Below are 26,190 nucleotides of genomic sequence, written 5' to 3' on the forward strand. Positions count from 1 at the left end.
TCGTGACGACCAGCCCCCAGGAGACCGCCATGTCGACGACCGCCGTTCGAAACGACCCGTTGCGCCGCTATCCCGCCTACGACTTCGGTCGCCCCGCTCAGCTGGGGCGAGAGCACCGGCGTCGGCTCGAGGCGGCCTTCGAGGCGTTCGCGCGCCAGTGGGCCTCGCAGTTGACCGGCAAGGTCCGCATGCGCACCCATCTCACGCTCGAGGGGGTGGAGTCGATGTCGTACCAGGAGTACGCCGACACCCTCCCGACGACGACCGCGATGGTCACCGGTGCGACCGCAGGGCGCGACGAGCCCGGGGTCGTGCAGTTCGATCTGGGCGTGGCGCTGGCGTGGGTCGTGCAGATGCTCGGCGGGAGGAGCAACGCGCCGATCGAGCCGCGCTCCCTCACCCCCATCGAGTCGGCGTTGATCCGTCAGCTCATGGACCGCACCTTCGAGCTGCTGACGACGAGCCTGGGCATGCTGCTCTCGAATCCGCTCACGTACGCCGGCCTGCACGACAACCCGCAGTACCTGCAGGTCATCTCGCCTGGCGAGGCCGTCATCGTCGCGCGGTTCGACATGCGGATGGGGGAGTCGCACTCGACCGCGACCGTCATGCTGCCCACCGTCGTCGTCGACCGACTCGCCGAGAGCGAACGCGACGCCGCCTCGGCCCACCGGGCGGGTGCGACAGTGGACCAGGTCCTCGGTGCCCCACTGGAGGTGTCGCTGCGCGTCGCGCCGCGGGTCATCGGGGCCGGCGAGGTCCTGAACCTCGCCCCGGGCGACCTGCTGCGTTTCTCGCACCCCGAGACCAAGCCCTTCGAGCTCGTCGTCGGCGACACCCCGATCGCGCGCGCCGTTCCCGGTTCCCAGGGGTCGCGGCTCGCGTGCACGATCACCACCATCCTCGAGGAGACCACCCGATGAGCACCTTCCACGCCGCCGCCATGGCCGCCGCGATCGCGGCGAAGCTCCCCTTCGGCTTCCCCGTGCTGCCCACGCCCTCCACCGACCCGGGGGCGACCGGCACCGCGGTCGTCGTCGCGTTCAGCGGTGCCCCGGGCGCGAGCATCGCGATCCAGGTCGCCGACACCGCGGCCCTCGACGACGGCTCGAGCGACCGACAGCTGTCCGACCGTCTGCACCCCGCTTTCGAAGCGGCCGTGGCCGTCCTCGGAGCCGGCACGCTCGGCGAGGGGGAGGAGACGGATGCCGCGAGCGTCTTCTCCGACGCCGGCGTCCAGGTGTTCGATCTCGTGCGTGAAGACGGCAGCACCGTCGCGCGCGCGGCCATCCGCATCGACGATGCCCGCGCGGCGGCATCCACGGCGGGCCCCGTCCGGCTCAGCCGCATCGCCGGGGTCGAGATGGAACTGGTGGTCGAGATCGGACGCACCCGACTCCCCGTGCGAGACGTGCTGAGCCTCGAGCCGGGTCACGTCGTCGAGTTGGACCGCGCGGCGGGGTCCCCCGCCGACATCACCCTCAACGGGCGCCTCATCGGCCACGGTACGGTCGTCGTCGCCGACGGTGACTTCGCGGTGCGCGTCGAGCGCATCATCGACCAGGCCGGGACCGACTGAACGTGGACGAGCTGCTCCTCGCGGCACGCACCGTCGTCTCGCTCGCCGCGGTGGTGGGGCTCCTGCTCTTCTTGGCCAAGCGCGTGCAGAAGGGACAGGCGGCGGGCGACGGGCCGTTCTCGGCGCTCGTGCCCCGGCGACTCGGCCGGCTGCGCAACCTCCCGGGTCTGTCCTCCCGGCTGAACACGGCGTCCCCCTCCCGTCCGCGCGCGGAGAAGATCACGGTCGTCGCCCGCACCGGTCTCGGCGGCCGTGCCCAGCTCGTCGTGGCGGAGTTCGGGGGTATCCGGTACGTGCTGGGCGTGAGCGAGAAGGGCATCGACGTGGTCGACACGCAGGAGGTCCCGATCGAGCACGACGCTCACGCAGAGAACATCGTGACGCTGACGGATGCCGGCAGCCCGCGGGACGGCGAGAGCTCCGGGGTTCACGCGGCCTGAGCGGTTACCGCGCGCGGGCCACGTCGCGATAGTCGGTCGCGAGCACGGATCGCTCGACCCCTGGCTACGGATCGGCCTCGTCACCCACGCACGGAGTGCCGTCTTGCCCGTCCCCTCGTCGCGCCCCGCGCCCCGCCGACCTCGGCGTTCCCACGGGCATCGGGGTGCCGGCATCCTGGGTCTGCTCGCTCTCGTGGCGGTGCTGTTCGTCAGTGAGGTCGTCACGACAGGCGCGGCCGCGGCGACCACGGGGGAGCCGGGCGGCGTCAGCATCAACGGCATCAACGCGACGCCCTCCGACAGCGTCACGACGCTGCTGGGGATCACCGTGCTCAGCGTGGCGCCGGCCCTGCTGCTGATGATGACGAGCTTCACCAAGATCTTCGTGGTGCTCGCGCTGACGCGGAACGCGCTCTCGCTCCCGTCGATCCCGCCGAACCAGGTGCTGGCGGGGCTCAGCCTCTTCTTGACGCTGTTCATCATGTGGCCGGTGCTGACCGAGATCAACCAGCTCGCCGTCGCGCCGTTCACCGCGGGGCAGCTCGACTTCGGGCAGGCCTTCGACGCCGCGCAGGCTCCGCTGCGCACGTGGATGCTGCACTTCACGCGCGAAGAGGACATCGCGTTGATGCACCGCGCCGCGCAGATGGCGAACCCGGACACCCCCGAGGTCATCCCCCTGTACACGCTCATCCCGGCGTTCATGCTGAGCGAACTGCGTGCCGCGTTCGTGATCGGGTTCATCGTGTTCATCCCGTTCCTCGTGATCGATCTCGTCGTCTCGAGCGCGCTGATGTCGATGGGCATGATGATGCTGCCGCCGGTCATGATCTCGCTGCCCTTCAAGATCCTGCTGTTCCTGCTCGTCGACGGGTGGGGGCTGGTGGTCACCTCGCTGGTGCAGTCGTATCGAGGTGGCACGTGAACCCCGAGGCGGTCATCGACATCGGTGCGAGCGCCCTCATGCTCGCGGCCAAGCTCAGCGCTCCGCTGCTCGTCACCGCCCTCGTGGTCGGATTCGCCATCTCGCTCCTGCAGTCGATCACGCAGGTGCAGGAGATGACGATGTCGTTCGTGCCGAAGCTGCTGGCGGTCGGGATCGCGCTCATGGTCTGCGGGAATTGGATGATCGCCGAGACCGTCGCTTTCACGCACGAGCTCTTCGGGCGCCTCCCCTCGCTCCTGAACGGCGGCGGATGAACATCCCCATCGACTTCACGTGGCTCGAGGCGACGGCTCTCGCGATCGTGCGCATCACGGCGTTCCTCGTGATCGCGCCGCCTTTCAGCCACGGCTCGATCCCCGCTCGAGTGCGCGCGATGCTCGGGGTGGGGCTCGGGCTGGCGGTGTCGCCCGTCGTCGTTCCGGGCTATCAGCGCCTGGACACCGGGAGCTTCCTGTTCGCGGCCGCGGGGCAGGTGCTCGTCGGGGCGCTGCTCGGTTTCCTCGTCCTGGTGCTCTTCAGCGCGGTCCAGGGCGCGGGATTCCTCGTCGACACCTTCGGCGGGTTCCAGCTCGCCCAGGCCTACGACCCGGGCATGAACGTCAACGGCGCGCAGTTCACCCGTCTGTTCCAGATGACGGCCATCCTGTTGCTGTTCACGTCGGATGCGTACCAGCTCGTGCTCGGCGGCCTGTTCCGCTCTTTCGATGCGGTCTCCGTCGCGGGCATGATCGATCTGTCGCGGCCCGCCGAGGTGCTGACCTCCGCGGTGGGGCAGATGCTGCTCAGCGCCGTGCAGATCGCGGGTCCGCTTCTGATCGTGCTGTTCCTCGCCGACGTCGGACTCGGTCTCGTGTCGCGCGTGGCTCCCGCCCTCAACGCCTTCGCCCTGGGCTTCCCCATCAAGATCGCGCTGACCTTCCTGCTGGTGGGCTTCGTGTTCGCAGCCTTGCCCTCGGTGGTGTCCGCCATCGCCGACGAGGCCGCCCGGCTCGTGATCGGGGTGAGCGAATGAGCGGGACGGATGCCGGGGAGCGCACCGAGAAGGCGACTCCGGAGCGACTGAAGAAGGCGATTGCGAAGGGACGCATCGGTCGCAGTCAGGACTTCACCGCGTGGGTGGGGATCGGTGCAGCCGCCGTGATGATGCCCGCGACGTTGTCCTCGGCCTCTGCGGTGCTGACGGAGCAGACCCTGCGCGTGGGAGCGGTCGCGCAACACCCGACGGTGGATGCCGCCGTCGAGTCGCTGGGCGCGGCGATCGCCTCGGTCGGTCAGGTGCTCCTGCCGCTCCTGGTCGTCGTGCTCGGGGCCACTACCCTCACGGCGATCGCCCAGGGCGGCATCCATCTGCGGGGCATCCCCGCGCGCGTGGAGCAATTCGACCTGATCGCGGGCCTCGCTCGCACCGTCGGCGTCGCGGCCCTCTGGGAGGGGATCAAGGCGCTGCTGAAGACCGCGGCGATCGGCGCCGCGCTGTGGAGCGTGGTCGCCGGTCTCGTGCCGATCCTCATGGGCAGCGGTCGCCACCGCATCGCGTGGCTGCTCGAGGTGGCGGGCCAGGCGGTGGCGACGCTGCTCCAGGTGGCGGTGGTCGTGGGCCTGCTGCTGGCGGCGATCGACGTCTTCGTCGTGATCTCGCGCAACCGCAAGCACACTCGCATGACCAAGCAGGAGGCGCGCGACGAGCACAAGAAGAGCGAGGGCGACCCGCTCATCCGCTCGCAGCGCCGAGCGCGTCAGCTCGCGGTGAGCCGCAACCGCATGATCGCCGCGGTGGCCGACAGCGACGTGGTGCTCGTGAACCCGACGCATATCGCTGTCGCTCTGCGCTACGTGCCGGGGACGTCGGCTCCCCGAGTCGTCGCCAAGGGCGCCGGCGTCATCGCGCAGAAGATCCGCGAGCGCGCACAGGAAGCCGGAGTGCCTCTCGTGCGCGACGTCCCGCTCGCGCGGGCTCTGCACGCGAGCGTGGAGGTCGGCCGCGAGATCCCGGAAGAGCTCTACACGGCGGTGGCGCAGGTCCTCGCCTTCATCCAGCACCTGAAGAACAGGGGCTCGCGTACGGGGACGTTCGAGATGCCCCTGGCAGCCCTGACCGGACGCGGCCTGTAGCCGCCCCAGAACCATGACACGAAGGAAGCGCACCGCATGATCGGTCAGTTGTTGTCGAAGGGCGCCGTCCCGGTCGGCGTGGTGGGAATCATCCTGCTGCTCATCGTCCCCATCCCGGTGGGACTGCTCGATCTGCTCATCGTGACCAACATCGCCTTCGCCCTGCTGATCCTGCTGACCGCGATGTTCGTGAAGAAGCCGCTCGATTTCTCGGTCTTCCCGAGCCTGCTGCTGGTGGCGACGCTGTTCCGTCTCGGCCTCAACGTCGCCTCGACGCGTCTGGTCCTGAGCGAGGCGCACGCGGGGCAGGTGATCCAGGCGTTCGGGCAGATCACGATCAGCGGGTCGCTGGTGATCGGCTTCGTCATCTTCCTGATCCTCGCCGTCATCCAGTTCGTCGTCGTCACCAAGGGCGCCGAACGCGTCGCCGAGGTGGGCGCCCGCTTCACCCTGGATGCCATGCCGGGCAAGCAGATGGCCATCGACGCCGACCTCAACGCCGGGCTCATCACCGATGAGCAGGCCCGTGCGCGCCGCGCCGAGGTGGCGGCGGAGGCCGATTTCTACGGGGCGATGGACGGTGCGAGCAAGTTCGTCAAGGGTGACGCGATCGCCGGGATCGTCATCCTCGTCATCAACTTCGTGGGCGGCATCATCATCGGCATGACCATGCACGGCATGGCCATCGACAAGGCCCTCGAGACCTACAGCCTTCTCACGATCGGCGACGGGTTGGTCACCCAGATCCCCGCCCTGCTGATGGCGGTGTCCACGGGCATGATCGTCACGCGCGAGAACGCCGAGGCCGAGCTCGGTCGTGCGGCCGGCCGCCAGCTCCTTCAGTCGCGCACCGCCCTGTTGATCACGGCGATGGCGGCCATCGCGATGGGTCTGATCCCCGGCATGCCGTTCCTGGCCTTCCTGGCGATCGGTGCGGCTTTGCTGTTCGCCGCTTCACGGGTCAAGGCGAACACCGACCGCGCGGCCGCCGACGTGGCCGACGCCGAGGCGCGCGAACGGGCGGAGGCGGCTGCGACGGAGGGCCCCGACGACCTCATGGACACCATGCGCGTGCACGCCCTGGAGATCTCCCTCGCCCCGGACATCGTCGACCTCGCGGCGGGCGGCGCCGGCGACCTGCTCTCCCGGGTGAAGTCGCTGCGGCGGAAGGTGGCCCTCGAGCTCGGAACGCTCATGCCGCCCGTGCGCACGCGTGACAACGTGGGGCTTCCCGCCGAGACCTACGCGATTCTGGTCGCCGGCATCGAGGTGGGCCGCGGCGTCGTTCCTCGCGGACACGTCCTCGCCATCGGCGCGGGGCTGCAGCACCTCCCGGGCACCGCCGTCGTCGATCCGGTGTTCGGTCTGGACGGCAAGTGGGTGCCGACCGAGATGTCGCACGCCGCCGACATGGCGGGAGCCACCGTCATCGACCGGGTCAGCGTCATCATCACGCACCTGTCCGATATCGTCCACGCGCACGCGCACCGCCTGCTCTCACTCGAAGACGTCCGTCAGCTCACCGACCACCTGAAGCAGACCCAGCCGAGCGTCGTGGAGGAGCTGACGCCCGCGCTGCTCCCGCTCGCGCTCGTCCAGCGCGTCCTCGCCAGCCTGCTCGCCGAGCGCGTTCCGATCAACGACCTCGGCCGCATCTACGAGTCGCTCGCTCTGCGCGCCAAGTCGACGACAGAGGTGCCCGCGCTCGTCGAGGCCGCTCGCGCGGCTCTCGGACCGGCGATCTCGGCGCGCTTCGCCCAGGACGGGCGCCTGCGCGTGGTGATGTTCGACACGCTCCTCGAGCAGCAGATGCTCGAGGGGCTGCGGCACGTGGAGGGTCGCGCGCAGATCGTGTTGAACGCCGACCAGACGATGCAGCTGATGGAGGGTGTCCGCCGCGTGATCGCCGACATCGACCCCGTGGGTGGCGAACCGGTGCTCGTGTGCGCGCCGTCACTGCGTCAGGGGGTGCGGGCGCTTCTGGCCGGGCAGGTGGCGGGCATGCCGATCCTGTCGTACGACGAAGCAGCCGCGGGCGGGTTCGCGACCGACGTGGTCGGCGTCGTCCGCCCGGTGCAGGCCGCCCTCCCGTCGTCCTAAGCGGAGCGAGAACACTCGTAACCGAGAAGAAAAGGTAGTCTGGCGGGGGACGGCGCCGCGGGCGCACCAGCCACGGAAGGCGGCCACACGCACATGCTCGTACTCACTCGACGCCCCGGCGAGAGCATCATGATCGGCGACGACGTGACGGTGACGGTCCTCGGGGTGACGGCGACCGGCGTGCGCATCGGCATCGACGCCCCCCGCGATAGGCGCATCCACCGCAGCGAGATCGTCGTGGCGGTGTCGAATGAGAATCAGGATGCCATCTCCGCGTCGCGATCCGTGAACGCCGAGACGGCCGTGCTCGACGCCCTCCGCGGCGGAGCGCGCGTCGAGGCATCGGACTGACGGGTTACTCGCGCGTCGCCGCGTCGCGATAGTCGGTCCCGTGGTGGGCGTACCCTCCCCACGACTCGACCCGAACGAGGTGACCCACGTGTCCGCTACCGACCTGAGCATGCAGCTGCTGCGTCAGCGTGAGGTGCTCGAGCTGATGCTCTTCAAGCTCGAAGAACTCGAGATGCTCCTGTCTACGGGACGCACGCGCTGGATCGCGCACGCCACCGCCGAGGTCGATCGCGTGGCCAAGGCTCTCACCGCGGGCACCATCGAGCGCGACACCCTCTTCGTCGACGTCGCCGCCGAATGGGGAGTCCCCGAGGCGACCTCCCTACGCGAGCTCATCGATGTGGCACCCACCGACGCGTGGCGTGAGGTCCTGGGATCGCATCACGAAGCCCTGTCGAGCCTCGCCGCGGAGATCGCGGAGAAGAAGGGGTCGGTCAACCAGCACCTGCGTACGGCCCTGCGGGTCACGCAGGAGACGATCGCGGGCCTCGGCGAACCCACCGGCGAGTACGCAGCGAGCGGTTCCCGCGTCGCGGGCGCCGGGTCCCGACTGCTCGACGTGCAGGTGTAGACGATGTCGACGTTCGCAGGGCTCCAGGTGGCCGCCACCGGTCTCGCCGCCGCGCGCGCAGGCATGACCGTCACCGGTCAGAACATCGCCAATGAGACCACCCCGGGCTACACCCGCCAGCGCCTCGAGCAGTCGTCGGTGAGCGCGTCCGGTGCGGCCGGACTGTGGGCCACGGGGTTCTCCGTCGGCGGCGGTGTCTCCGTGCAGGGCATCGCCCGCCTCGGCGACGAGGTTCTCGACGCGCGCGTCCGCGATGCCCTCTCGGCATCCGGATTCTGGTCGGCCCGGTCCTCTGCGGCCCAGAAGGCCGAAGCCCAGATGGCCGAGCCGACGAAAGACGGTCTGGCCGCTCACCTGAATCGCTTCTGGTCCGGATGGTCCGATCTCGCCAACACCCCCGAGCCGGCGGCCGCGCAGGTGGTCCTCACCAACGCCGGGGTGCTCGCCGCGCAGATCGCCGCCGGCTATGACGCCGCGGCCGGGCAGTGGTCCGACCTGCGTGCGCAGATGGATCGCGACCTCGCGGTCGTGAACGTCACCGCGAGCCAGGTCGCCACGCTGAACGGGCAGATCCGCTCGGCCCTGCAGTCCGGGCGCACCGCGAACGAGCTCATCGATCAGCGAAACGTCCTCGCCCAGCAGCTGTCCACGACCATCGGTGCGACGGGTCGGGTCGAAGACGACGGCACGCTCACCCTGCGGATCGACGGCAACGCGCTCGTCAGCGGGGACTCGAGCCGCACCTTGACGATCGCGGGGCCGCGCGCTCTCGCGGATGCCGGGAGGATCACCCTCGCATGGTCGGATCGTCCGGGTGTGCCCGTCGCCGTCACGGGCGGGTCCGTGGGAGGGGCGATCGGCGTGCTCGCGCCGGCTTCCGACGGGGGTACTCTCGCGCGCGTGGCCGACGCCTACAATGCGACAGCCACGGCGCTCGCGCAGGCGGTCAACGAGATCCATCGGTCGGGGCAGACCCGGACGGGCGCCGCCGGGGGAGACTTCTTCGCACTCGCCGCGGACGGGCCCGCAGCCCTCGGACTGTCCGTGGTCCCCACCTCCCTCGACCAGCTGGCTCTGGCTGCGCCCGGCGCGGGAGCCCTCGACACCTCGGTGGCCGATCGCATCTCGACCCTGGCCACCGCGGCCACGGGACCCAGCAAGGGGTGGGCGAGCTTCGTGACCGGTTTCGGGGTCTCCGTCGCCGGCGATGTGCAGCGCGCCGATACGGCGGACCGCAGCGCGATCGCCGCCGTCTCGGGCCAGCAGTCCCACGCGTCGGTCGACGGAGACGAAGAGACCATCAGCCTTCTCACGTATCAGACGGCGTACCAGGCGGCGGCCCGGGTGCTCACCGCCGTCGACGAGGCGCTCGACATCCTCATCAACCGCGTCGGCCTGGTCGGCCGCTGATCCGGGAGCCATCGTGATCGGACGAATCACCAGCAGCACCGTCAACCAACAAGCGCTGCGCACTCTTCAGGCGGGCCTGGCCGACCGCGCACGCCTGCAGGACAAGGCGACCTCGCAACTCGCGATCCGTACCCCCAGCGAAGACCCGACGGTCGCAGCGGCGATCCTCGGTGTGCACGGCGAGCAGGCGCGCGCGTCGCAGTACGCTCGCAACATCAGCGACGCACTGACGTGGGTCACGACGGCCGACACCGCGTTGGGCGCCAGCGTCGACCTTCTCAACAGAGCGCGCGATCTCACCGCCCAGGGCGCGAATTCCGGGGCACTCAGTCCCGCCGCACGCGACTCGATCGCCGCCGAACTCGAGAGCGTGAGCCGCGAGCTCCTCGCGCACGCCAACACCACCGTGCTCGGTCGTACGGTGTTCGCCGGTACCGACGACAGCGGTCGAGCCTTCGATTCCGCCACCTTCGCGTTCACCGGCGTGCCGGGATCGACGGTCGATCGTCGTATCTCGGAGAACGAGACGGTGCGGGTCGACCTCGACGGTGCGGACGCATTCGGGGTCGGGGGGTCCAGCGTCTTCGCGACCCTGCAGGGGATCGCCGCAGATCTGCGGGCGGGTACCGAGGTGGGCTCACGCCTCGCCGAGGTGGACGTTCACCTGAAACAGCTGGTCACAGCGCGGGGAGTCACGGGTGCCCGGCAGGCGCAGATCGAGCGCGCGCAGGCCACGAACGCGAGCGTGGGTGTCGACCTCGAGGCGCGTCGTGCCGAGGTCGAGAACGTCGACACCCTGGAGGTCTACATCGCGCTGCAGTCCGCCGAGCTCGTGTACCAGTCCGCCCTGCAGGTCACCGCCAAGACCCTGCAGACCACTCTCTTGGAGTTCGTGAGATGACGACCGCCCATCCCCTCGTGAGCCTGGACGTCGACTTCGCGGCGTCGCTACCCGGTCTCGAGCCGCGAACGTCCTTCCGTCTCGAGTCGATCGACGCAGCGGAGGGGTTGTACGCCCTGCGCTCCACGATCGACGACCTGCGCCTGTTCCTCCTCGACCCCGTGAGCGGCGGTCTGGACTACCGACCGCGCCTTCCCGCGGCCGCTCTCGCCGACATCGGGGCGGCGGCCGATGAGGCGCGGATGTTCGTCGTCGCGAACCCCGGAGAGGACGGCGTCTCCGTCAATCTGCGAGCGCCGATCCTCATCAACGCGCGGACGGGGGCGGCTGCACAGGTCATCTTCGACGACACGACGTATCCGATCCGCGCCCGTCTGGCTGCGTGATCCGTCATGGCGGCGAGGGTACGTCGTCACGTGACGATCGCGCGCCGAGACAGCGAGTAGGATCGTCGCGAATACGAGCAGAAACGACGATTCGCCCCCGCGACCCGAAACGCGGTGGCGGCGCCCGTCCGACGGCCGAGGCTTCACCGCACCCGTCCGTCCATCCCGGTTCGGTCCACCCGAAGGACACGGCCGACGACGTGCGCATCGCGACCGGCGAGGCAACCCCTCTTCCTGTGGCGACGACGACGCATACGTTCGTAACCGAGCACAAGAGAAGGGGTGGTGAGCAATGCCCGTCAGAGGAACCGATGAGCCCAAGGTGAGCAAGAGAGAGTTCATCCAGCGCGTATCCCAGCGCGCCGGATTGTCTCCGAAGGTCACGCAGGTGGCATACGAGGCGATCTTCGGGGAGATTCTCGACCTCGTGAACGCCGGCAACCGCGTCACGTTGACGGGGTTCGGGAAGTTCTACGCGCAGTCGCACAAGGGTCACAATGTCGTGCTGAACATTCGCGACAATCCCGAGAGCCGGGGTCGCGTCGACGACTACAGCGTGCTGAAATTCTCGGCGACTCGTGAGGTCAACAAGAAGGTGACACAGCCCCGCGACCTGGGCGAGGCACGGCGTCAGCGCTCGAACGAATAGCTGGCCTGTCCGATGAGGGTGAGGCTGATGCGGGCCGGGAGTTCTTCCGGGACCTCTTCGTCTTCGTCCAACGCCTCGATCTTCTGCACGGGGACCGAGAGGGTGCCATCGTCTTCGAAGACGACGTCCCGGGGAATGAACGAGAAGAACAGCACACGGTGGGTGCTGCGCAACTCGATGGTGCGGCTCGCGTCGCTGCGCTCGTGGAGGTTCAGGACCGATTCGTCCGCGAGGACGGAACCGTCGGGGTACGTCGCTTCGACCCGGTAGGTGCTCGGCTCGACCGCCTTGATGTTGAGGTCCTCGACGATGTCGGCGAATGTGGCGTCGGGGTGGTTCATCTCGAACGCGATCGCGCGCAGGTGGTCGTAGGTGAGGTTGACACGACGTGAGAACAGCGCGGCGTTCTCGATCTCGGACGCGGCGGCGTGCGGTGCCTGGTCGAGGAGGTACTCTCGCACATCGTCGGGGCTCGGGTAGTCGAATCGCATGTGGTAGTGGAACCGACCCGGTCGGTTGACGATGTAGTGGCTGACGTCCTGCACGTCGTTGACCGTGAGGCAGTAGATCCGTTTGACCGAGGACGTCCCGTCGAACAGGGTCAGGAACTGGTTCTGGCGGTTGGGGCCGTCGAGCGGACCGCGGCCCGATGAGAAGGTCTTCTCGAACTCGTCGAAGATGACGAGACATTCGTCGAGGGTGTCGAGGAAGTCGACGATGCCCTCGGCGTCCTCGCTGACGAGCACGACCGGAATGCCGCTCTCGATCGCGCGCGCGGCCAGCATGCGCAGGAACATGGACTTTCCCTGCCCTTTGTTGCCCGAGAGCATCACGCCCAGGTTGCGTTCGAAGCGCGCGTACGTGCGGAAGATCTTGTCGACCTTGGCCTCGCGGCGGCCGTAGACCTTTTCCGACCCGACGCCGAGGTTCTCGGTGCGTTGGAGGCTGAAGCCCTCCTTGATGCTGTAGCGCACCCGATACGTGCCGAGGGGAAGCGAGTCGTGAGCCTGGACGGCGGAGTCGTAGACCCGAACCTGTCCGCCGGTTTCGATGTAGGTACTGCTCACTGTGTCGGGCTCCTGTGGGGGAAAAGGGCGTGTCGAGGGGCCTGTCCCTGTCTGAGATTTACATTAGCGTCTTCTCATCTTTGTGTGAGGATTGCCCGAATTTTGACGCAAGAATGTCACACAGCCCTGCATTTCCGGGCCTTTTCGGTCGTTGCCTACCCCATACCACGTCGCATTCCTAGCGAAGAAGATGAGAACTGCGAGACGGCATTTCGCTATGGTCAGGGAAAAAGCCGAGTGCCTCCCGACACTCCAACAGGCCGTGGGGGCCACATGTCCGAAGATTCCGACCAGCGTGCGACCGCGTTCCAGCTCACGCTTCGCACCGTCGACGACGACGTCGAGCCCGAGGTCTGGCGCGCGACGATCCATAGCGGTGGAGTCACCCGCTTCGGCGGCGAGACCGGCGCGGCCGAGGCGACCGTGTACCGCGTGCACTACGCGAATCCGCGTTGGGCCGAACAGCTCCAGGATGCCGAGGCGGACCTCACGTCGATCAGCTCGGCATTCGTCGACCGCGAGCTCATCTCCTTGCTCGACGAATCCTCGTTGTTCACCGACAACCTCTGCGTCATCGCCTCGATCCACGTCGAGGATGCCCGGCAGGGGCCGTCGCTGAGCCACGAGCTCGTACGCAGCATCGCGCGGGTGTTCGACGGCGACACCATCGCGTTGCTCACCGCACGACGCACGGGGAACGACGGCGCCACCGGGTTCTGGGCCGACCGCGCGCACTGGGCGGCGATCGGGTTCGTCGACATCCCGGGGACGACCTCGATGATCCTCCCGGTGGGCGCGCGCTCCTAGAACGCCCGCCGCCGCCGCGCGCCCTTAGGGTGAGAGCAATCGAGGAGAGGAATCCGCCGTGACGGACGAACGCGAACGCCTGAGTTGGGACGACTTCGGAGCCGCCACACGCGACATCTCGCGGGCGATCGTGGCCGATGGGTTCCACCCCGAGGTGGTCGTGGCAATCGCCCGGGGCGGGCTGCTCCCGGGAGGGGCCATCGCGTACGGGCTCGGGGCGAAGAACTGCGGGGCCCTGAACGTGGAGTTCTACACGGGCGTGGGCACCGTTCTCGACGCCCCCGAGGTGCTTCCTCCGGCGCTCGACCTCTCCTACCTCTCGGGACGACGGGTGCTCCTCGTCGACGACGTCGCCGACAGCGGCCGCACCCTGGATCTCGCCGTGAGACTCCTGAACCGACAGGGCGCGGACGTGCGCTCCGCGGTCATCTACACCAAGCCCACGACGATCATCGCTCCCGACTACTCGTGGCGAGACACGTCGCTGTGGATCGAGTTCCCCTGGTCGCACCTCGGCTCGGTGCAGGAGGAAGACGCCGCGTGAGCGCGATGACGCTCCCCGAGCTCGCGGACGCGGGTCTGATCGACCGATCGTGGGTCGAGGCCCTCGGGCCGGTGGCCGCCGACATTGCCGCGGTAGGGGAGCGTCTGAGGGCCGAGGGCACGCCGTACCTCCCCGCCGGCGACCTCGTGCTGCGGGCGTTCCGCACCCCGCTCGACGAGGTGCGCGTGCTCATCGTCGGACAGGATCCGTACCCGACCCCCGGCCACCCGATCGGCTTGTCGTTCGCCGTCGACCCCCACGTGCGTCCATTGCCCCGCAGCCTGTCGAACATCTACCGCGAACTCTCCGAAGACCTCGACATCGCGCCCTCGCCGCACGGAGATCTCTCGGCGTGGGCTGCTCAGGGCATCATGCTGCTCAACAGGGTGCTCACCGTGGCGCCGGGGGCCCCGGCATCCCACCGCGGATGGGGCTGGGAGCGCGTGACGGAGCACGCCATCCGCTGTCTCGTCGACCGACGGGCTCCGCTGGTGGCCGTGCTCTGGGGGAAGGACGCTCAGGGCCTCGCCCCCCTGCTCGGCGAGACGGCGGTCGTGGCCTCGCCGCACCCCTCGCCCCTGTCGGCCAGCCGCGGATTCTTCGGTTCCCGTCCGTTCTCGCGTGTGAACGCGCTGCTCGAGCAACAGGGGGCCCCGCCCGTGGACTGGCGCATTCCCGACTGAGACCCTCGCACGACGGATGCCGCTGTGCGGCGACCGCCCATGGGCATCCGCGTCGTCACACGCGCGAAACCGTGACGCCCGTAGAGTGGCGGGGTGCTGGAAGAGGAGTACGAGAAGAGCCGTCGGCGCCTGCCCGCCCACCTGCGCCCGGCGCCGAAGCCGGAGCAGCCCTTCGCGTTCGAGATCCGGCCGGCGTCCGAGGCGGACATCCCCGATATCCGCGAGATCTACAACTATTACGTCCGCAACTCGGTGGTGACCTTCGACGAGAAGGCCTGGTCGATCGCCAAGTGGCGTGACAAGTTCGCCACCCTTCACAAGCTCGGCCTGCCGTTTCTCGTGGCCGAGTCACCCAGTGGACAGATTCTCGGTTACGCGCTGGTGCAGCCCTGGCAGTCGAAGTCGGCCTATCGGTACACCGTCGAGAATTCGATCTACCTCGGTCAGGCGGCGGCGGGGAAGGGCCTCGGGCGCGCGCTGCTCGAGGCGCTGATCGCGGCCTGCCAAGAACTCGGCATCCGAGAGATGGTCGCCGCCATCAGCGACAAGGGCGCCGATGCCTCGATCGCCCTGCACGAGAAGCTCGGCTTCACCGAGGTGGGCCGCATGGGCCGGGTCGGGTTCAAATTCGGACGGTGGCTCGGGGTCGTGTACCTGCAGAAGAGCATCCCGTCCACCAAGAAACGGCGGAAGCTGTTCGGCTGAGCCGCACGTGCGATGCGGATCCCCGCAGGCTCGGCAACCGGAGGCTGGAGGTGTGCATCGGGGCACGCGGCGCGGTCCTCGGAGGCGCACCGCTCCTCTCCGTCAGCGCCCGCGCGACGGCGCCGGAGCGGCGCGCCGCACCTCGTCGACCAGCGTGCGCCACGGCCCCTCGACCTGCTGATCGCCCAGACGCACCTGGTGGACGGCGGTGTCGCCCCGGTGCACCTCGATGCGCCACTGGTAGCGGTCGGCACCCGCGGCCGCGGGGGGAGCGGCATCCCAGGGACAACTCTCGACGAGCTGCTGCCACCGGGGGAGCCGGTCGCGATCGGGTTCGGCCCGCCACTGCTTCGAGAGCCCCGCGAGGCCGCCCGAGCGCACGACCAGCACGCTCCAGCGTTCTTCGTCGTCAGGCTCGGGCATCCTCCTCGACGCCGACCCCGGCCCATGCGGCGCGGACGGCGGCGACCTCCTCCGACTCCTCACCGTACTCGCTGGTCGCGGCGCGCAGGGTCGCGGTCGCGAAGGTCGAGAAGTCGGCCGTGGTCGAGAGGGTGCCCGAGGTGATCGTGCGATACCAGATGAGCCCGGCGCGCTCCCAGGCGAAGCCGCCGAGGGCGGTCGCGGCCAGGTAGAACGCGCGGTTGGGGATGCCGGAGTTGATGTGCACGCCGCCGTTATCGTCGTCGGTCTCGACGTAGTCGCGCATGTGCCCGGGCTGCGGGTCTTTGCCGAGCACGTCGTCGTCGTAGGCCGTGCCGGGCGCTTTCATCGAGCGCAGCGCTTCTCCCTGCACGTCTGCGGCGAAGATTCCGGCGCCGATGAGCCAGGACGCGTCGTCGGCGCTCTGGCCGAGGTGGTGCTGCTCGGCGAGGGCCCCGAACACGTCGGACAGCGACTCGTTGAGCGCGCCGGACTGCCCCTGGTACTCGAGGCCCCCGGCGGCCTCGGTCACTCCGTGCCCCAGCTCGTGCGCGATGACGCTCAGCGAGCGGGTGAACCCGACGAAGACGTCGCCGTCGCCGTCGCCGAACACCATGCGCTCGCCGTTCCAGAACGCGTTGTCGTAATCGTCGCCGTAATGGACGGTCGCGAGAAGCGACCCGCCCGCCCCGTCGATGCCGTCACGCGCGAAGGCGTCCCAGAAGAAGTCGTAGGTCTCGCCGAGTCCGTCGTAGGCCTCGTCGACGGCGGCGTCGCCGCTCGGCGCGTCGTCCTCGCTGCGGACACGCCGGCCCGGCAGGTTCTCGGTGTTCGCGGCATCGGAGATGATGCGGTCGGGGGCCGGGGCGGTCTCGGCGACCAGCGTGTCGCCGTCGATCGACAGGCGCAGCCGCGTGCGGGTGGCGCGCGGCGGACGGGGAGCGGCGAGGGTCTTGCGCGCGGCGGCGGCGGCCCGGGCGAGGCGGGGGTCGTCGGTGGCGGCCAGTCGGTCGAGCAGGAACGGGGGAACGATGCCGGGGTTCATGCGCCGAGGCTAGCGCCGACCACCGACATCGCGGCATCCCTTGTTTGACGCGGCCGCGACGTCCTCACGACGCCGGAGCGCCGGCATCCGTCACCCGACCACCGGACGCGCGGTCGCACGCGCCTCAGGCGGGAAGAGTCGGGATGGATGCCAGCAGCTGCCGCGTGTACGCCGCCTGCGGCTGCAGCAGCACCTTCTCGGTGGGCCCCTGCTCGACGATTCGGCCGTCCTTCATCACGACGACCTGGTCGCAGACGTTCTGCACCACGCCGATGTCGTGCGAGACGAGCACGAGGGTGAGGTCTTCTTCGACCCGCAGGCGTGCGAGGAGGTGCAGGATCTGCGCGCGCACGGTCACGTCGAGGGCCGACAGCGGTTCGTCGCCGACGAGGATGCGGGGGCGGTGGACGATCGCTCGCGCCAGGGCGATCCGCTGCCGCTGGCCGCCCGAGAACTCGTGCGGGAACCGCGTGGCCATATCGGCGTCGAGACCGACCTGTTCGAGCACGTCGCGCACGCGCGCACGGCGATCGCCCTCGATCCCGAGCGCCCACAGCGGTTCGCCCACGATGCGGTCGACATTCATACGCGGGTCGAGCGAGGCGTACGGGTCTTGGAAGACGATGCCGGTCGCCCGGCGCAGCCAGTGCAGCGACCGCGCCGAACCCCGCGCATCGACGGGGCGTCCGTCGACCTCGACTGTCCCCGCGCTCGGCACGTCGAGTCCCAGCAGCAGGCGCACGAGGGTGGACTTGCCCGACCCCGATTCGCCGATGATCCCCACTGCGCTGCCCGCGAGCACCGAGAGGTCGACGTCGGCGAGACCCACGGTCCGCTCGGCGCGGCCCACGCCCCGCGTCCGCGGCGTCGGGTAGGTGCGCGAGAGACCTCGCGCGCGCAACAGCGTCTCGGTCACGGGGTCTCCTCGGCGTCATCGGTCGCGACCCCGCGAGCGGGGAGCTCCGGATGCCACAGCGTGGCGGTCGCATCCCGCAGCAGCGCCTGCGTGACGGGCGAGGACGGCGCCCGCAGCAGGTCGGTGACAGCGCCCTCTTCGACCACTCGGCCGTGTTCGAGCACGACGGCGTGGGTCGCGACCTGCGCGAGCACCGCGAGGTCGTGCGTGATGAAGACGAGGGACATCCCGACGTCGTGGACGAGAGATCTCAGCAGCGAGAGGATCCCCGCCTGGATCGTGACGTCGAGCGCCGTGGTCGGCTCGTCGGCGATGAGCAGGCGCGGGCGGCAGGCGAGGGCCATCGCGATCGCGACGCGCTGGCGCTGGCCGCCGGAGAGCTGGTGCGGGTAGCGCGAGACGATGCGCTCGGGGTCGGGGAGCGCGACGCGCTCGGCCTCGGCCACGGCGCGGCGCAGCGCTTCGCGGCGCGAGACGCCCTCGTGGATGCGCACGGACTCCCCGATCTGCCGCCCCACCGCGCGGATGGGGTTGAGGGCCGTCCGCGGCTCCTGGAAGACCATGCCGATGTCGTCGCCGCGCAGGCGGGCGAGCTCGCGGTCGGGGAGCCCGAGGATCTCGCGGCCGTCCCAGAGGATGCTGCCCGAGGCGTGCGCTCCGTCGGGCAAGAGCCCCAGGATGGCAAGGGCGGTCAGCGACTTGCCCGACCCCGATTCGCCGATGAGTCCCACGCGGGCGCCCTCGGGCACCGAGAACGAGACGTCGTCGACGACGGCGCGGTCGCCGATCTCGATCCGCAGGTTCTTCACGACCAGGCTCACGCGACCACCCCCGGCACGTGCGTGCGCGCCGCGGGGGTGCGCTCGCCGAGGGTGGGGTCGGCTGCCTCGCGCAGCGCGTCGCCCAGCAGATTCAACCCCAGCACCGTCAGCGTGATCGCCAGGCCCGGCCACACCACCGTGAGCGGATGCACGGAGATGTACGCCTGCAGATCGCTCAGCAGAACACCCCACGAGGGCTGGGTCACGGGAGCGCCGAAGCCCAGGTACGACAGCCCCGCCTCGGCGAGCACGGCCACGGCCATACCCCACGACAGCTGCACGATGAACACCGGCGCGACGTTGGGGAGGAGGTGCCGGGTGAGGTTCTGCCCGGTCGACAGTCCGCTCGCCCGCCCCGCGAGCACGAAGTCGCTGCGCAGCACGCGCCGCAGCTCGGGCCGTGTCACGCGCGCGATGTTCACCCCGAACCCGATTCCCACCGACCAGATCACCACCGCGAGGGAGCCGCCCCACACGGCCGAGATCATCATGGCGATGATGAGGACCGGGAACGCGATGAGGATGTCCACGAGGACCGCGACGCTCTCGCGGATCCAGCGTGCGGTGAGCGAACCGAGGGCGGCGAGGACGATGCCGAGCAGCGAGGCCACCGCTCCCGCGCCGACGGCGACGACGACGGTGGTTCGCGCTCCGGCCATGAGCAGGCTCGCGATGTCGCGACCGCTGTTGTCGGTGCCGAGCACGTGCGGCCACGAGGGGTCGCTCCAGCGCGCGCGAGCGTCGACCGCGGCCGGGTCGAAGGGGGTCCAGAAGAGAGAGACGACGGCCGTGACGAGCACGAGGGCGACGATCAGGATGCCGAATCGCCCGGTGCCGAGACTCCAGAGGCGCCGGAGGGTGGTCATGAGGCCTCCCTTTGGCGGGGGTCGATGAGGCGGTGGGCGAGGTCGACCAGGAAGCCGACGAGCAGCACGAATCCCGTGAGAGCCAGCAGTTCGCCCTGCACCTTCGGCAGGTCGCGCGCGGCGACGTCGGTGACGAGCATGCGGCCGACCCCGGGGAGGGTGAAGAGCTGTTCGATGACCACGGCCCCCACGATGATCCCGGCGATCTGCAGACCCAGCACCGTGATGACCGACAGTCCGACGTTGGGCAGGCCGTGGCTCAGCAGGGCGCGGGTGCGCGTGAGGCCCTTGGCCGCTGCTGTGCGCACGTAGTCCTGGCCGAGTGCCTGCAGGGTCGCGCTGCGCACGAACCGCAGCAGCATCGCCCCCTCGACCACGCCGATGGTGAGGGCGGGGAGGATGAGGGCTCGGAACGCTGCCGCGGGATCGTTCCACCCGGCTCGGGGGAAGCCCTGGGGCGGAAGCCACCCCAGCCACACCGCGAACACGACGACGAGCATCATGCCCGCCCACACCGTGGGCACCGCTGCCAGGGCCTGCGCCCCGACGCTCAGCGCCGTGCCGCCGGCTCGTCGGCGCCCGAGAGCGGAGAGGACACCGAACGGGATGCCGACGATCAGAGCGACCGTGAGCGACATCGCCGCGAGCGGCACGGTGACGCGGGCCTTATCCGCCAGCTCCGAGGCCACGGAGGAGCCGGTGATGAGCGAGGTGCCGAGATCACCGCGAACGAGCCCGCCGATCCAGTCGAGGTACTGCGTCCACAGCGGTGCATCGAGCCCGAGGCTCTCGCGTAGCGCCGCGACCTGCTGCGGGGTCGCCTCCGTGCCGGCGATGAGCTGCGCGACGTCGCCGGGGAGCACCCGGAGCGAGACGAAGATCAGCACGCTGGCCACGGCCAGGCCCAGCACGAGCAGGCCCAGCCGTGTCAGCGTGTAGCGGATCACTCCGCCGCGACCGTCACGCCCGACAGGGGCAGGCGCACGTTGAGGGAGTTCTTCGGGAAGTTCGCCACGTTCGTGCCGACCGCGGTGAGCGGGGTCGACAGGAACAGCCAGTCGGCGGCATCCTCGTCGCTCACGATGCGGGCGGCCTCGGCGAGCAGGTCGGAGGACTGCTGCTGGTCGGTGGTCGCCAGCGCCTGGCCGTAGAGGCTCTGGACCTCGGCGTTGTCGTAGCCGAAGTAGTACGAGGGGTTCGCCCAGTTGCCGAAGTCGCGCGCTTCGACGTGGCGGACGAAGCTGAGGTCGTAGTCGTGGTTCTTGTAGACGTCCTGCAGCCAGGTGCTGAAGTCGACCGACTTCACCTTCAGCGTGACCCCGACGTCGGCGAACGACGAGACCAGGAAGGTCGGAATGGTGGTCGGATAGACGTTGGGGATCGTCAGCGTGAGGGTGAGGTTCTCGGCCCCGGCCTGGGCGAGCAGCTCACGGGCGCGGTCGGGGTTGTATGAGATGCTGCCCGACAGGTCTTCGTATCCGGGATCGAGCGGGGCGATGGGGCCGTAGAGCTCCTGGCCCGAGCCGAGCGTCTCGATGAGGGCCTTGTGATCGATCGCGAGGCGCAGCGCCTCGCGCACGCGCTGGTCGTTCAGCGGAGCGCGCTGGTTGTTGAAGGCCAACGTGCCCTTGTCGGTGGTCAGGCCGGACTCGATGGTGAAGGCGTTCGTGCCCTCGATCTGCCCGCGCAGCTCGGGGTCGATCTCGAGCGCCACGTCGACGTCGCCGGCGACGGCGGCGTTGGTCGCGGCGCTCTGGTCGGGGATGTAGTCCAGCACGACCTCGGCGACGCCGGCCTTGTCGCCCCAGTACCCGTCGTACCGCGAGAGGGTCAGGCTCTGCCCGGCGTTGCGGCTCTCGACGCGGAAGGGGCCGGTGCCGTTCGCGGCGGTCTGGAAGTTCGTCGTGTCGCCGCTCTTGAAGATGAGACCCGCGCGGCCCGTCATGGCGAAGAGGAAGTCGATGTTGGGCTTGGCGAGCGTCACGACCACCGTCGAGGCGTCGGGGGAGGCGATCGAGGACACGTTCGCCAGGTCGGAGCTGTTCTGGATGGTGGGGTCGTCCTTGGCCGTCTGCAGCGAGGTGACGACATCGTCGGCCGTGAGCGCGCTGCCGTCGTGGAAGGTTACGCCCTGGCGGAGGGTGAAGGTGTAGGTGAGTCCGTCGGGAGACACCGTCCACGCCGTGGCGAGTGCCGGGGCGATCGCGTTGGAGTCGTCGCCGTTGCGGGTGACCAGGCCCTGGTAGACGTTGTCGATGAGAGCCTGCTCGAGCGAGGCGCCGCTGGTGCGGCGGATGTCGAGGTTCGACGGCTCCAGCGACAGACGCACCGTGAGGGTGGCGTTCGGGTCGGCTTCTCCGGTGGGGTTCGGCGTCGTGTTCGAGCCGGTGCACGAGGTGAGCAGGAGCGCTCCGATCAGGAGCATGCTCGTGGCGAGAGCGGTGCGGCGCAGCATTGCGGGGTGTGTCCTTTCGCAGGCCGAGGCATCGGGGTGCTGTGGATGCCGAGCAGGGGTGGCAACAGCCTACTTTCACCCGTATTCCCTCGACGCCGTCTGTGACGGTGCGCGACGCGGGATGACCGGGTTCGGGTCGGCGGGTCAGGGGGTGGTCAGGAGGGGGCGGATCAGACGCGCGAGGCTCTCGGGATCTTCCTCCTGCGCGTTGTGCCCGGTGGACAGAACCCGGACGTCGGCCCCGGGCACACGCCGCGCGAGCTCCTCGGCATCCGTCTTCGTGACGAAACCGCGCTCGCCGCGCACGAGCGTGACGGGGGCGGTGACCTCGCCCAGGTCGTCCCATCCGGTCGCCGACAGCACCGCCTTCACGGCATCCGGGGTCGTGGGGTCGGCCCCGGCGTTCGCGGCGGCCGCGGCGAGGTGCGCGAAGTGATGCTTCCACTCCACCCGGCCGTCGGGGCGTACCCGGGAGTTGAGGAAGACCCCGCGCGCCGCGGCCTCGGGCGAACCGCCCAGGCCGAACGAGAGGGCGCGTTCCACCAGTTCTTCCCGTGACGACCAGTCCGTGGGGCCGGCGAAGAACGCGCGGATCTGCGCGGGACCCGCGCTCGGGTCGACCCCCGGCGTGATGTCGACGATCGCGAGGCGAGCGACGAGATCGGGACGGGATGCCGCGACCGCGGCCGCCGTGAGACCGCCCAGCGAGTGACCCACGAGCACCTGCGGACCCGTCGTCCACTGCTCGAGGGCCGTGATGACGTCGGGGGCGAGGACGCGCGCCACGTATGCCGCGTCGTCGCGCCACGACGAATCGCCGTGGCCGGGGAGGTCGAGAGCCAGAGCGGGCACCCCCAGGTGCAGCAGCGTCGTGTCCCAGGTGTGGGCGTTCAGACCGGCGCCGTGCAGCAGAGTGACCGCCGGGGGAGCAGCCCCCCAGCGCAGACCGCTGAGCGTGCGGCCGTCGGCCAGGGTGAGCCGCACCCGTTCGACGGGAGGGAGTTCGCGGCCGAGATCGGCCGCCTGGGCGGGGAGGAACGAGAACTCGTCGCGCTCGGGCATTCGATCAGCCTGTCACTGTCGACGCCGATGTCGCCATCGCCGCGCCACGGGGCGTCGCCGATTCTCCCCGCCGACCCCCGGCGGGGCCGCCGTAGGCTGTCGCCATGGGCGAAGAACGGCGCGTGCACCTGTCGAAGTCGGCTCCCGAGGCGTACGCCGCGCTGCGTGCGTTCTCGACCACCGTCGGGCGCCTCGCCGTGGAGGCCGGCATCGATGCGCGGCTGCGCGAGATCGTGCAGATCCATGCGTCCCAGCTGAACGGGTGCGCCTACTGCGTGCGCGTGCACGTGGATGGCGCGGTGAAGGCCGGGCTCGACGCCGATGTGATCGCCCAGATCGCGACGTGGCGGGAGTCGGGCGTCTTCGATGAGCGCGAAAGAGCCGCCCTCGAGCTGACGGAGTCGTTCACCTTCATCCACGAGGACGGCATCCCCGACGAGGTCTACGACCAAGCGGGCGGCATCCTGAGCGAGGCCGAGTACGTCGCGCTCAGCTGGGTGCTCGTGGCCATCAACGCCTTCAATCGCGTCGCGATCGCCGGTCGATACCCCGTGCCGCCGCGCGCTTCCTCCCCCGAGACCCCGATTCCGGATGCCGCGGCGTCGGCCGTTCCGGGGGGACCCCACGTGCACGCGGACGGCACCGCGTGACCGGCTCGCTCGTCTCGGGGGCGGTGAATTTCCGCGACGTCGGCGGTCTCCCCGCGGGAGAGCATCGCACACGCTCGGGCGTGCTCTACCGCTCCGGCAACCTCGTCGCGGTGGACGACGCGGGCGTGCAGGACCTCCGGGATCTCGGCATCCGGCGCGTGATCGATCTGCGCGACGAGTCGGAGGTCGCCCATGCGCCCAGCCGTCTCGACGACGGCGTCGAGATCCAGCACGAACCGCTCTTCCTCGGTTCGGTCGCCTCGTTCTTCGCGCGCGACTTGAGCCTCGACGACATGTACGCCGCCCTGATCACGGACTCCGCCGACCGGGTGGTGTCGGCGGTCCGCGGCATCCTGGCGGCCCAGCCCGTGCTCGTGCACTGCACCGTGGGAAAGGATCGCACCGGGGTCACCGTCGCGATCGCGCTCGCCGCGGCCGGGGTCGACCGCGAGGCGGTGATCGCCGACTACGCCCGCACCGAGGAGTTCCTGCCCGCCGAGCGAAACGCGCGGGTGCTGGCGGCGATCCGCGCCGTGCATCCCGATAACGTCCATGCCGAAGCCCTCGCGACCCGCTCGCCCGCTCCGGTCATGCGCGCGCTGCTGCATCGGGTGGATCGGGACTTCGGCTCTTCTGCGGGGTACCTTCTCGCGAACGGGATGACCGAGGCCGAGATCGAGCGGTTGCGCCAGGTGCTGATCGACGGACCGGGCCGCCCGGCGGCGTCTTTCGACGTCGAGATACGGAGCCGGAACTCAGGTTAGGCATACCTATGTCGAGGGTATAGTGGAGGCATCATGTCGATCCCCACGGAGCACAACGCCGCCGCGTGCCGCGCGTCGCGGCACACGCGTGTGCAGCACCTCGTGACGGCTGACGAGACCTCGCTCGCCGAGCTCGAAGCCTTGCTCGCGACGCTGCCGATCTGCTCGACCGGCCGCGTGTTCGTCGAGGTTCCCGACGCGTCGTGGATCGGGTCGATCGCCGCTCCGGCCCGTATGACCCTCACGTGGCTCGACCGCTCGCGTCGCGGCGGAGCCCCCGGAACCGGCCGCGGCTGCGCAGCCGGTGAAGCGCTCGCCCGCGCCGTCTCGGGCTGGGCCGGTGAGATGCTGTGCTGCGACGACGACGCGACGCGCGTCATCCTGCTCGGCGGCTACCTCGGCACGGCCGAGATCGTCGACGAACTCGTCGCACGTCACGGCGTCGACGCGCAGGCGATCCACACGCCCGAGCGCTTCGGGCTGGCCACCGCGCGCTGAGGCGCCACGGCTCCTCGGCGCGGACGCAGGCTGTGCGCGGCGCGTTGTCGGTCGGGATCCGCCCGCTCTGCTGAGATCGCGCGTATCGCCGAGGGTTCGATCCGCCCGCTGGCTTTCCGACCGGTGCCGCGAGCTGCCGCGGAGAGTCAGGCCCCTCGACGCAGGTAGTTGCCCTCGACCAGGCCCGCCTCGATTTCGAACCGGTTGCGCAGCGGATCGCGTCCGGCCAGGGCGTAGAGCAGCGGCATGAGGAAGCCGTACCGGCGCCACTGCCGTTGGTGGATCGCCTCGTGCCCGAGCACGATGTCGGTCGGCCGGTCGTCACCGGTGAGGAAGCAACCGCCCACGCACACGCCTCCGCGGGGGAACGCCCACGATGGCAGCCCGCGGAACACCCAGAGGCCCTGACGCTTCTCGATGCGTCCCGTGCTCCACAGTGCCCCCCACACCCACCCCACGGTGCAGCCGTACCAGTAACCGACGCGGCTGATCGGAGAGTCGAGCAGCACGGCGGGGAGGAATCGGTCGACGCGTCGGCCCCGCGCCACCGCCCTGTCGGCACGCTCACGCCAGCCCGCCGGAGGCGGGGGAAGAGGGCTCATGCGAGGGCTCCGATCACGCGCAGGATCGTCCCGAGGTCGTCGACGGCTGCGGCCGGGCTCGAGGGGGCGAACTCGGTCAGCGTCGCTCCCGCGAGCGGGAGACGCTCGCGCAGACGGCGAATGGATGCCACGACCTCCGTCGTGCGCGCACCGAAGGGCACGGCCTGGGCGATGCCGCCGATGTCGGCGGGGTCGAGCGCATCGAGATCGACGTGCACGTGGGCGCGCGTTGCTCCGGTGGCGGCGACGGCGTCGGCGAGCGTATCGGGGGAGGCGAGCTCGTCGGCGCGGATCACGGTGATCCCGTGAGCGACGACGAACGCCTCTTCCTCGGGGTCCCAGGCACGCGTCGCCACGAGCACGAGACGCGACGGCGCGATCCCGGGTTCGAGACGGAGGAGGGCCTCGCCCTCGCCGGCGATCGCCCTCAGCGCCATCCCCGCGAAGGCGCCGCTGGGGGAGGACCCCGGGGTGTTCAGGTCGGGGTGCGCGTCGATCCACACGACGGCGAGGTCGTCTCCCGCGATCGCCGAGACGGCTCCCAGCGCGACTCCGCAGTCGCCGCCCACGACGATGGCGGGCTCGTCGGACGCGCGCACGGCTTCTTCGATGCGTTCACGCATGCGCACGAGCGCGCTGTGGCGCTGCACGCGGGTGCCCTGGGCGTCGCCGGCTTCGGCCGGGGGGTCGAGGAGGGTCGTCGACGCACGCGGCAGATCGCCGGCGATGGCTTCAGCGCCGTCGACGAGCTGCATCGCCCGAGCGGAGGACGAGCCCTGCCACTGCGGGGCGACGATGAATCGGGTCATGGCGGTTCCCCTCACCGAGAGATACGAG

General features: G+C 70.0%; 32 protein-coding genes. 21 read left to right on the forward strand and 11 right to left on the reverse strand.

Annotated features, from left to right (window positions below; genetic code table 11):
• Nucleotides 1-29: 29 nt before the first annotated feature.
• From MTE01_RS02120 to MTE01_RS02185, 14 genes are all read left to right on the forward strand, one after another.
• Nucleotides 30-923, forward strand: coding sequence for a flagellar motor switch protein FliM (locus MTE01_RS02120; protein WP_141375466.1), 894 nt, complete (start codon nucleotides 30-32; stop codon nucleotides 921-923).
• A complete protein-coding gene (locus MTE01_RS02125; protein ID WP_103210124.1) occupies nucleotides 920-1,579 on the forward strand; it encodes a FliM/FliN family flagellar motor switch protein in 660 nt (219 codons plus the stop codon). The genes MTE01_RS02120 and MTE01_RS02125 overlap by 4 nt, the downstream gene beginning before the upstream one ends.
• 2 nt (nucleotides 1,580-1,581) lie before the next feature.
• Nucleotides 1,582-2,019 carry a flagellar biosynthetic protein FliO gene (locus MTE01_RS02130; protein WP_170210587.1) on the forward strand — a complete coding sequence of 146 codons (438 nt, stop codon included), beginning with the start codon at nucleotides 1,582-1,584 and terminating at the stop codon, nucleotides 2,017-2,019.
• A gap of 172 nt (nucleotides 2,020-2,191) precedes the next feature.
• Nucleotides 2,192-2,944 (forward strand): flagellar type III secretion system pore protein FliP, encoded by a 753-nt coding sequence (fliP, locus tag MTE01_RS02135; protein WP_371861594.1) that lies wholly within the window; start codon nucleotides 2,192-2,194, stop codon nucleotides 2,942-2,944.
• Entirely contained in the window at nucleotides 2,941-3,219 is a 279-nt protein-coding gene (fliQ, locus tag MTE01_RS02140; RefSeq protein ID WP_141375472.1) for a flagellar biosynthesis protein FliQ, read from the forward strand. The genes fliP and fliQ overlap by 4 nt, the downstream gene beginning before the upstream one ends.
• The gene (locus MTE01_RS02145; protein ID WP_141375474.1) at nucleotides 3,216-3,977 is read left to right on the forward strand and encodes a flagellar biosynthetic protein FliR; all 762 of its coding nucleotides are present in this window, start codon (nucleotides 3,216-3,218) and stop codon (nucleotides 3,975-3,977) included. Before fliQ ends, MTE01_RS02145 begins: the two co-directional genes overlap by 4 nt.
• Nucleotides 3,974-5,077 carry an EscU/YscU/HrcU family type III secretion system export apparatus switch protein gene (locus MTE01_RS02150; protein ID WP_141375476.1) on the forward strand — a complete coding sequence of 368 codons (1,104 nt, stop codon included), beginning with the start codon at nucleotides 3,974-3,976 and terminating at the stop codon, nucleotides 5,075-5,077. Before MTE01_RS02145 ends, MTE01_RS02150 begins: the two co-directional genes overlap by 4 nt.
• 36 nt (nucleotides 5,078-5,113) lie before the next feature.
• Entirely contained in the window at nucleotides 5,114-7,177 is a 2,064-nt protein-coding gene (locus MTE01_RS02155; protein WP_141375477.1) for a flagellar biosynthesis protein FlhA, read from the forward strand.
• A gap of 93 nt (nucleotides 7,178-7,270) precedes the next feature.
• Nucleotides 7,271-7,528, forward strand: coding sequence for a carbon storage regulator CsrA (gene csrA / locus MTE01_RS02160; protein WP_103210137.1), 258 nt, complete (start codon nucleotides 7,271-7,273; stop codon nucleotides 7,526-7,528).
• 88 nt (nucleotides 7,529-7,616) lie between these two features.
• Nucleotides 7,617-8,099, forward strand: a complete 483-nt coding sequence (gene flgN / locus MTE01_RS02165; RefSeq protein WP_246077942.1) for a flagellar export chaperone FlgN — start codon at nucleotides 7,617-7,619, stop codon at nucleotides 8,097-8,099.
• Nucleotides 8,100-8,102: 3 nt separating this feature from the next.
• On the forward strand, nucleotides 8,103-9,509 hold the full coding sequence (gene flgK, locus MTE01_RS02170) for a flagellar hook-associated protein FlgK (RefSeq protein ID WP_103210139.1): 1,407 nt from the start codon (nucleotides 8,103-8,105) through the stop codon (nucleotides 9,507-9,509).
• Nucleotides 9,510-9,522: 13 nt separating this feature from the next.
• Entirely contained in the window at nucleotides 9,523-10,410 is an 888-nt protein-coding gene (locus MTE01_RS02175) for a flagellin N-terminal helical domain-containing protein (RefSeq protein ID WP_141375478.1), read from the forward strand.
• Nucleotides 10,407-10,796 (forward strand): flagellar assembly protein FliW, encoded by a 390-nt coding sequence (fliW, locus tag MTE01_RS02180; protein ID WP_103210142.1) that lies wholly within the window; start codon nucleotides 10,407-10,409, stop codon nucleotides 10,794-10,796. Before MTE01_RS02175 ends, fliW begins: the two co-directional genes overlap by 4 nt.
• Before the next feature lie 322 nt (nucleotides 10,797-11,118).
• The gene (locus MTE01_RS02185) at nucleotides 11,119-11,445 is read left to right on the forward strand and encodes an HU family DNA-binding protein (RefSeq protein WP_218026311.1); all 327 of its coding nucleotides are present in this window, start codon (nucleotides 11,119-11,121) and stop codon (nucleotides 11,443-11,445) included.
• On the opposite strand, the gene MTE01_RS02190 is transcribed toward MTE01_RS02185, so the two are convergent.
• Nucleotides 11,427-12,512 (reverse strand): AAA family ATPase, encoded by a 1,086-nt coding sequence (locus tag MTE01_RS02190; RefSeq protein WP_103210146.1) that lies wholly within the window; start codon nucleotides 12,510-12,512, stop codon nucleotides 11,427-11,429. The genes MTE01_RS02185 and MTE01_RS02190 overlap by 19 nt on opposite strands.
• Nucleotides 12,513-12,785: 273 nt before the next feature.
• Here MTE01_RS02190 and MTE01_RS02195 point away from each other — a divergent pair, with 273 nt between their 5' ends.
• The 4 genes from MTE01_RS02195 (at nucleotide 12,786) to MTE01_RS02210 (ending at nucleotide 15,251) form a co-directional block, all read left to right on the forward strand.
• Nucleotides 12,786-13,319, forward strand: a complete 534-nt coding sequence (locus tag MTE01_RS02195; protein ID WP_103210148.1) for a hypothetical protein — start codon at nucleotides 12,786-12,788, stop codon at nucleotides 13,317-13,319.
• A 58-nt stretch (nucleotides 13,320-13,377) separates the two neighbouring features.
• On the forward strand, nucleotides 13,378-13,863 hold the full coding sequence (locus MTE01_RS02200; RefSeq protein WP_103210150.1) for a phosphoribosyltransferase: 486 nt from the start codon (nucleotides 13,378-13,380) through the stop codon (nucleotides 13,861-13,863).
• A gap of 5 nt (nucleotides 13,864-13,868) precedes the next feature.
• Nucleotides 13,869-14,546, forward strand: coding sequence for a uracil-DNA glycosylase (locus tag MTE01_RS02205; RefSeq protein WP_141375851.1), 678 nt, complete (start codon nucleotides 13,869-13,871; stop codon nucleotides 14,544-14,546).
• Between the two features lie 93 nt (nucleotides 14,547-14,639).
• Complete coding sequence (locus MTE01_RS02210) at nucleotides 14,640-15,251, forward strand: GNAT family N-acetyltransferase (RefSeq protein WP_103210152.1); 612 nt, start codon at nucleotides 14,640-14,642, stop codon at nucleotides 15,249-15,251.
• 102 nt (nucleotides 15,252-15,353) lie between these two features.
• Here the strand turns inward: MTE01_RS02210 and MTE01_RS02215 are convergent, their stop codons facing one another.
• From MTE01_RS02215 to MTE01_RS02250, 8 genes are all read right to left on the reverse strand, one after another.
• The gene (locus MTE01_RS02215) at nucleotides 15,354-15,674 is read right to left on the reverse strand and encodes a protealysin inhibitor emfourin (protein WP_103210155.1); all 321 of its coding nucleotides are present in this window, start codon (nucleotides 15,672-15,674) and stop codon (nucleotides 15,354-15,356) included.
• Nucleotides 15,661-16,719, reverse strand: coding sequence for a M4 family metallopeptidase (locus MTE01_RS02220; RefSeq protein WP_103210157.1), 1,059 nt, complete (start codon nucleotides 16,717-16,719; stop codon nucleotides 15,661-15,663). Before MTE01_RS02220 ends, MTE01_RS02215 begins: the two co-directional genes overlap by 14 nt.
• Before the next feature lie 124 nt (nucleotides 16,720-16,843).
• On the reverse strand, nucleotides 16,844-17,635 hold the full coding sequence (locus MTE01_RS02225) for an ABC transporter ATP-binding protein (protein ID WP_174799625.1): 792 nt from the start codon (nucleotides 17,633-17,635) through the stop codon (nucleotides 16,844-16,846).
• Nucleotides 17,632-18,456 carry an ATP-binding cassette domain-containing protein gene (locus MTE01_RS02230; protein WP_141375479.1) on the reverse strand — a complete coding sequence of 275 codons (825 nt, stop codon included), beginning with the start codon at nucleotides 18,454-18,456 and terminating at the stop codon, nucleotides 17,632-17,634. Before MTE01_RS02230 ends, MTE01_RS02225 begins: the two co-directional genes overlap by 4 nt.
• Complete coding sequence (locus MTE01_RS02235; RefSeq protein ID WP_141375480.1) at nucleotides 18,453-19,322, reverse strand: ABC transporter permease; 870 nt, start codon at nucleotides 19,320-19,322, stop codon at nucleotides 18,453-18,455. The genes MTE01_RS02230 and MTE01_RS02235 overlap by 4 nt, the downstream gene beginning before the upstream one ends.
• Entirely contained in the window at nucleotides 19,319-20,269 is a 951-nt protein-coding gene (locus tag MTE01_RS02240; RefSeq protein WP_103210162.1) for an ABC transporter permease, read from the reverse strand. Before MTE01_RS02240 ends, MTE01_RS02235 begins: the two co-directional genes overlap by 4 nt.
• Nucleotides 20,266-21,777: an ABC transporter substrate-binding protein gene (locus tag MTE01_RS02245; protein WP_141375481.1), complete on the reverse strand. Its 1,512-nt coding sequence runs from the start codon at nucleotides 21,775-21,777 to the stop codon at nucleotides 20,266-20,268. The genes MTE01_RS02240 and MTE01_RS02245 overlap by 4 nt, the downstream gene beginning before the upstream one ends.
• 144 nt (nucleotides 21,778-21,921) lie before the next feature.
• Nucleotides 21,922-22,839 carry an alpha/beta fold hydrolase gene (locus tag MTE01_RS02250; RefSeq protein ID WP_141375482.1) on the reverse strand — a complete coding sequence of 306 codons (918 nt, stop codon included), beginning with the start codon at nucleotides 22,837-22,839 and terminating at the stop codon, nucleotides 21,922-21,924.
• A gap of 104 nt (nucleotides 22,840-22,943) precedes the next feature.
• Here MTE01_RS02250 and MTE01_RS02255 point away from each other — a divergent pair, with 104 nt between their 5' ends.
• From MTE01_RS02255 to MTE01_RS02265, 3 genes are read left to right on the forward strand one after another with little or no spacing between them, the layout of a single operon-like run.
• Nucleotides 22,944-23,489 (forward strand): carboxymuconolactone decarboxylase family protein, encoded by a 546-nt coding sequence (locus MTE01_RS02255; RefSeq protein WP_246077943.1) that lies wholly within the window; start codon nucleotides 22,944-22,946, stop codon nucleotides 23,487-23,489.
• Nucleotides 23,486-24,253, forward strand: a complete 768-nt coding sequence (locus tag MTE01_RS02260; protein ID WP_141375483.1) for a tyrosine-protein phosphatase — start codon at nucleotides 23,486-23,488, stop codon at nucleotides 24,251-24,253. Before MTE01_RS02255 ends, MTE01_RS02260 begins: the two co-directional genes overlap by 4 nt.
• A gap of 33 nt (nucleotides 24,254-24,286) precedes the next feature.
• On the forward strand, nucleotides 24,287-24,751 hold the full coding sequence (locus MTE01_RS02265; protein WP_141375484.1) for an SIP domain-containing protein: 465 nt from the start codon (nucleotides 24,287-24,289) through the stop codon (nucleotides 24,749-24,751).
• Between the two features lie 146 nt (nucleotides 24,752-24,897).
• On the opposite strand, the gene MTE01_RS02270 is transcribed toward MTE01_RS02265, so the two are convergent.
• Nucleotides 24,898-25,353, reverse strand: coding sequence for a Fe-S oxidoreductase (locus MTE01_RS02270; protein ID WP_141375485.1), 456 nt, complete (start codon nucleotides 25,351-25,353; stop codon nucleotides 24,898-24,900).
• On the reverse strand, nucleotides 25,350-26,162 hold the full coding sequence (locus MTE01_RS02275) for an arginase family protein (protein WP_141375486.1): 813 nt from the start codon (nucleotides 26,160-26,162) through the stop codon (nucleotides 25,350-25,352). Before MTE01_RS02275 ends, MTE01_RS02270 begins: the two co-directional genes overlap by 4 nt.
• Nucleotides 26,163-26,190: the final 28 nt, after the last annotated feature.

Origin of the sequence: Microbacterium testaceum, from assembly GCF_006539145.1 — a bacterium.
Classification (GTDB): Bacteria; Actinomycetota; Actinomycetes; order Actinomycetales; family Microbacteriaceae; genus Microbacterium; species Microbacterium testaceum.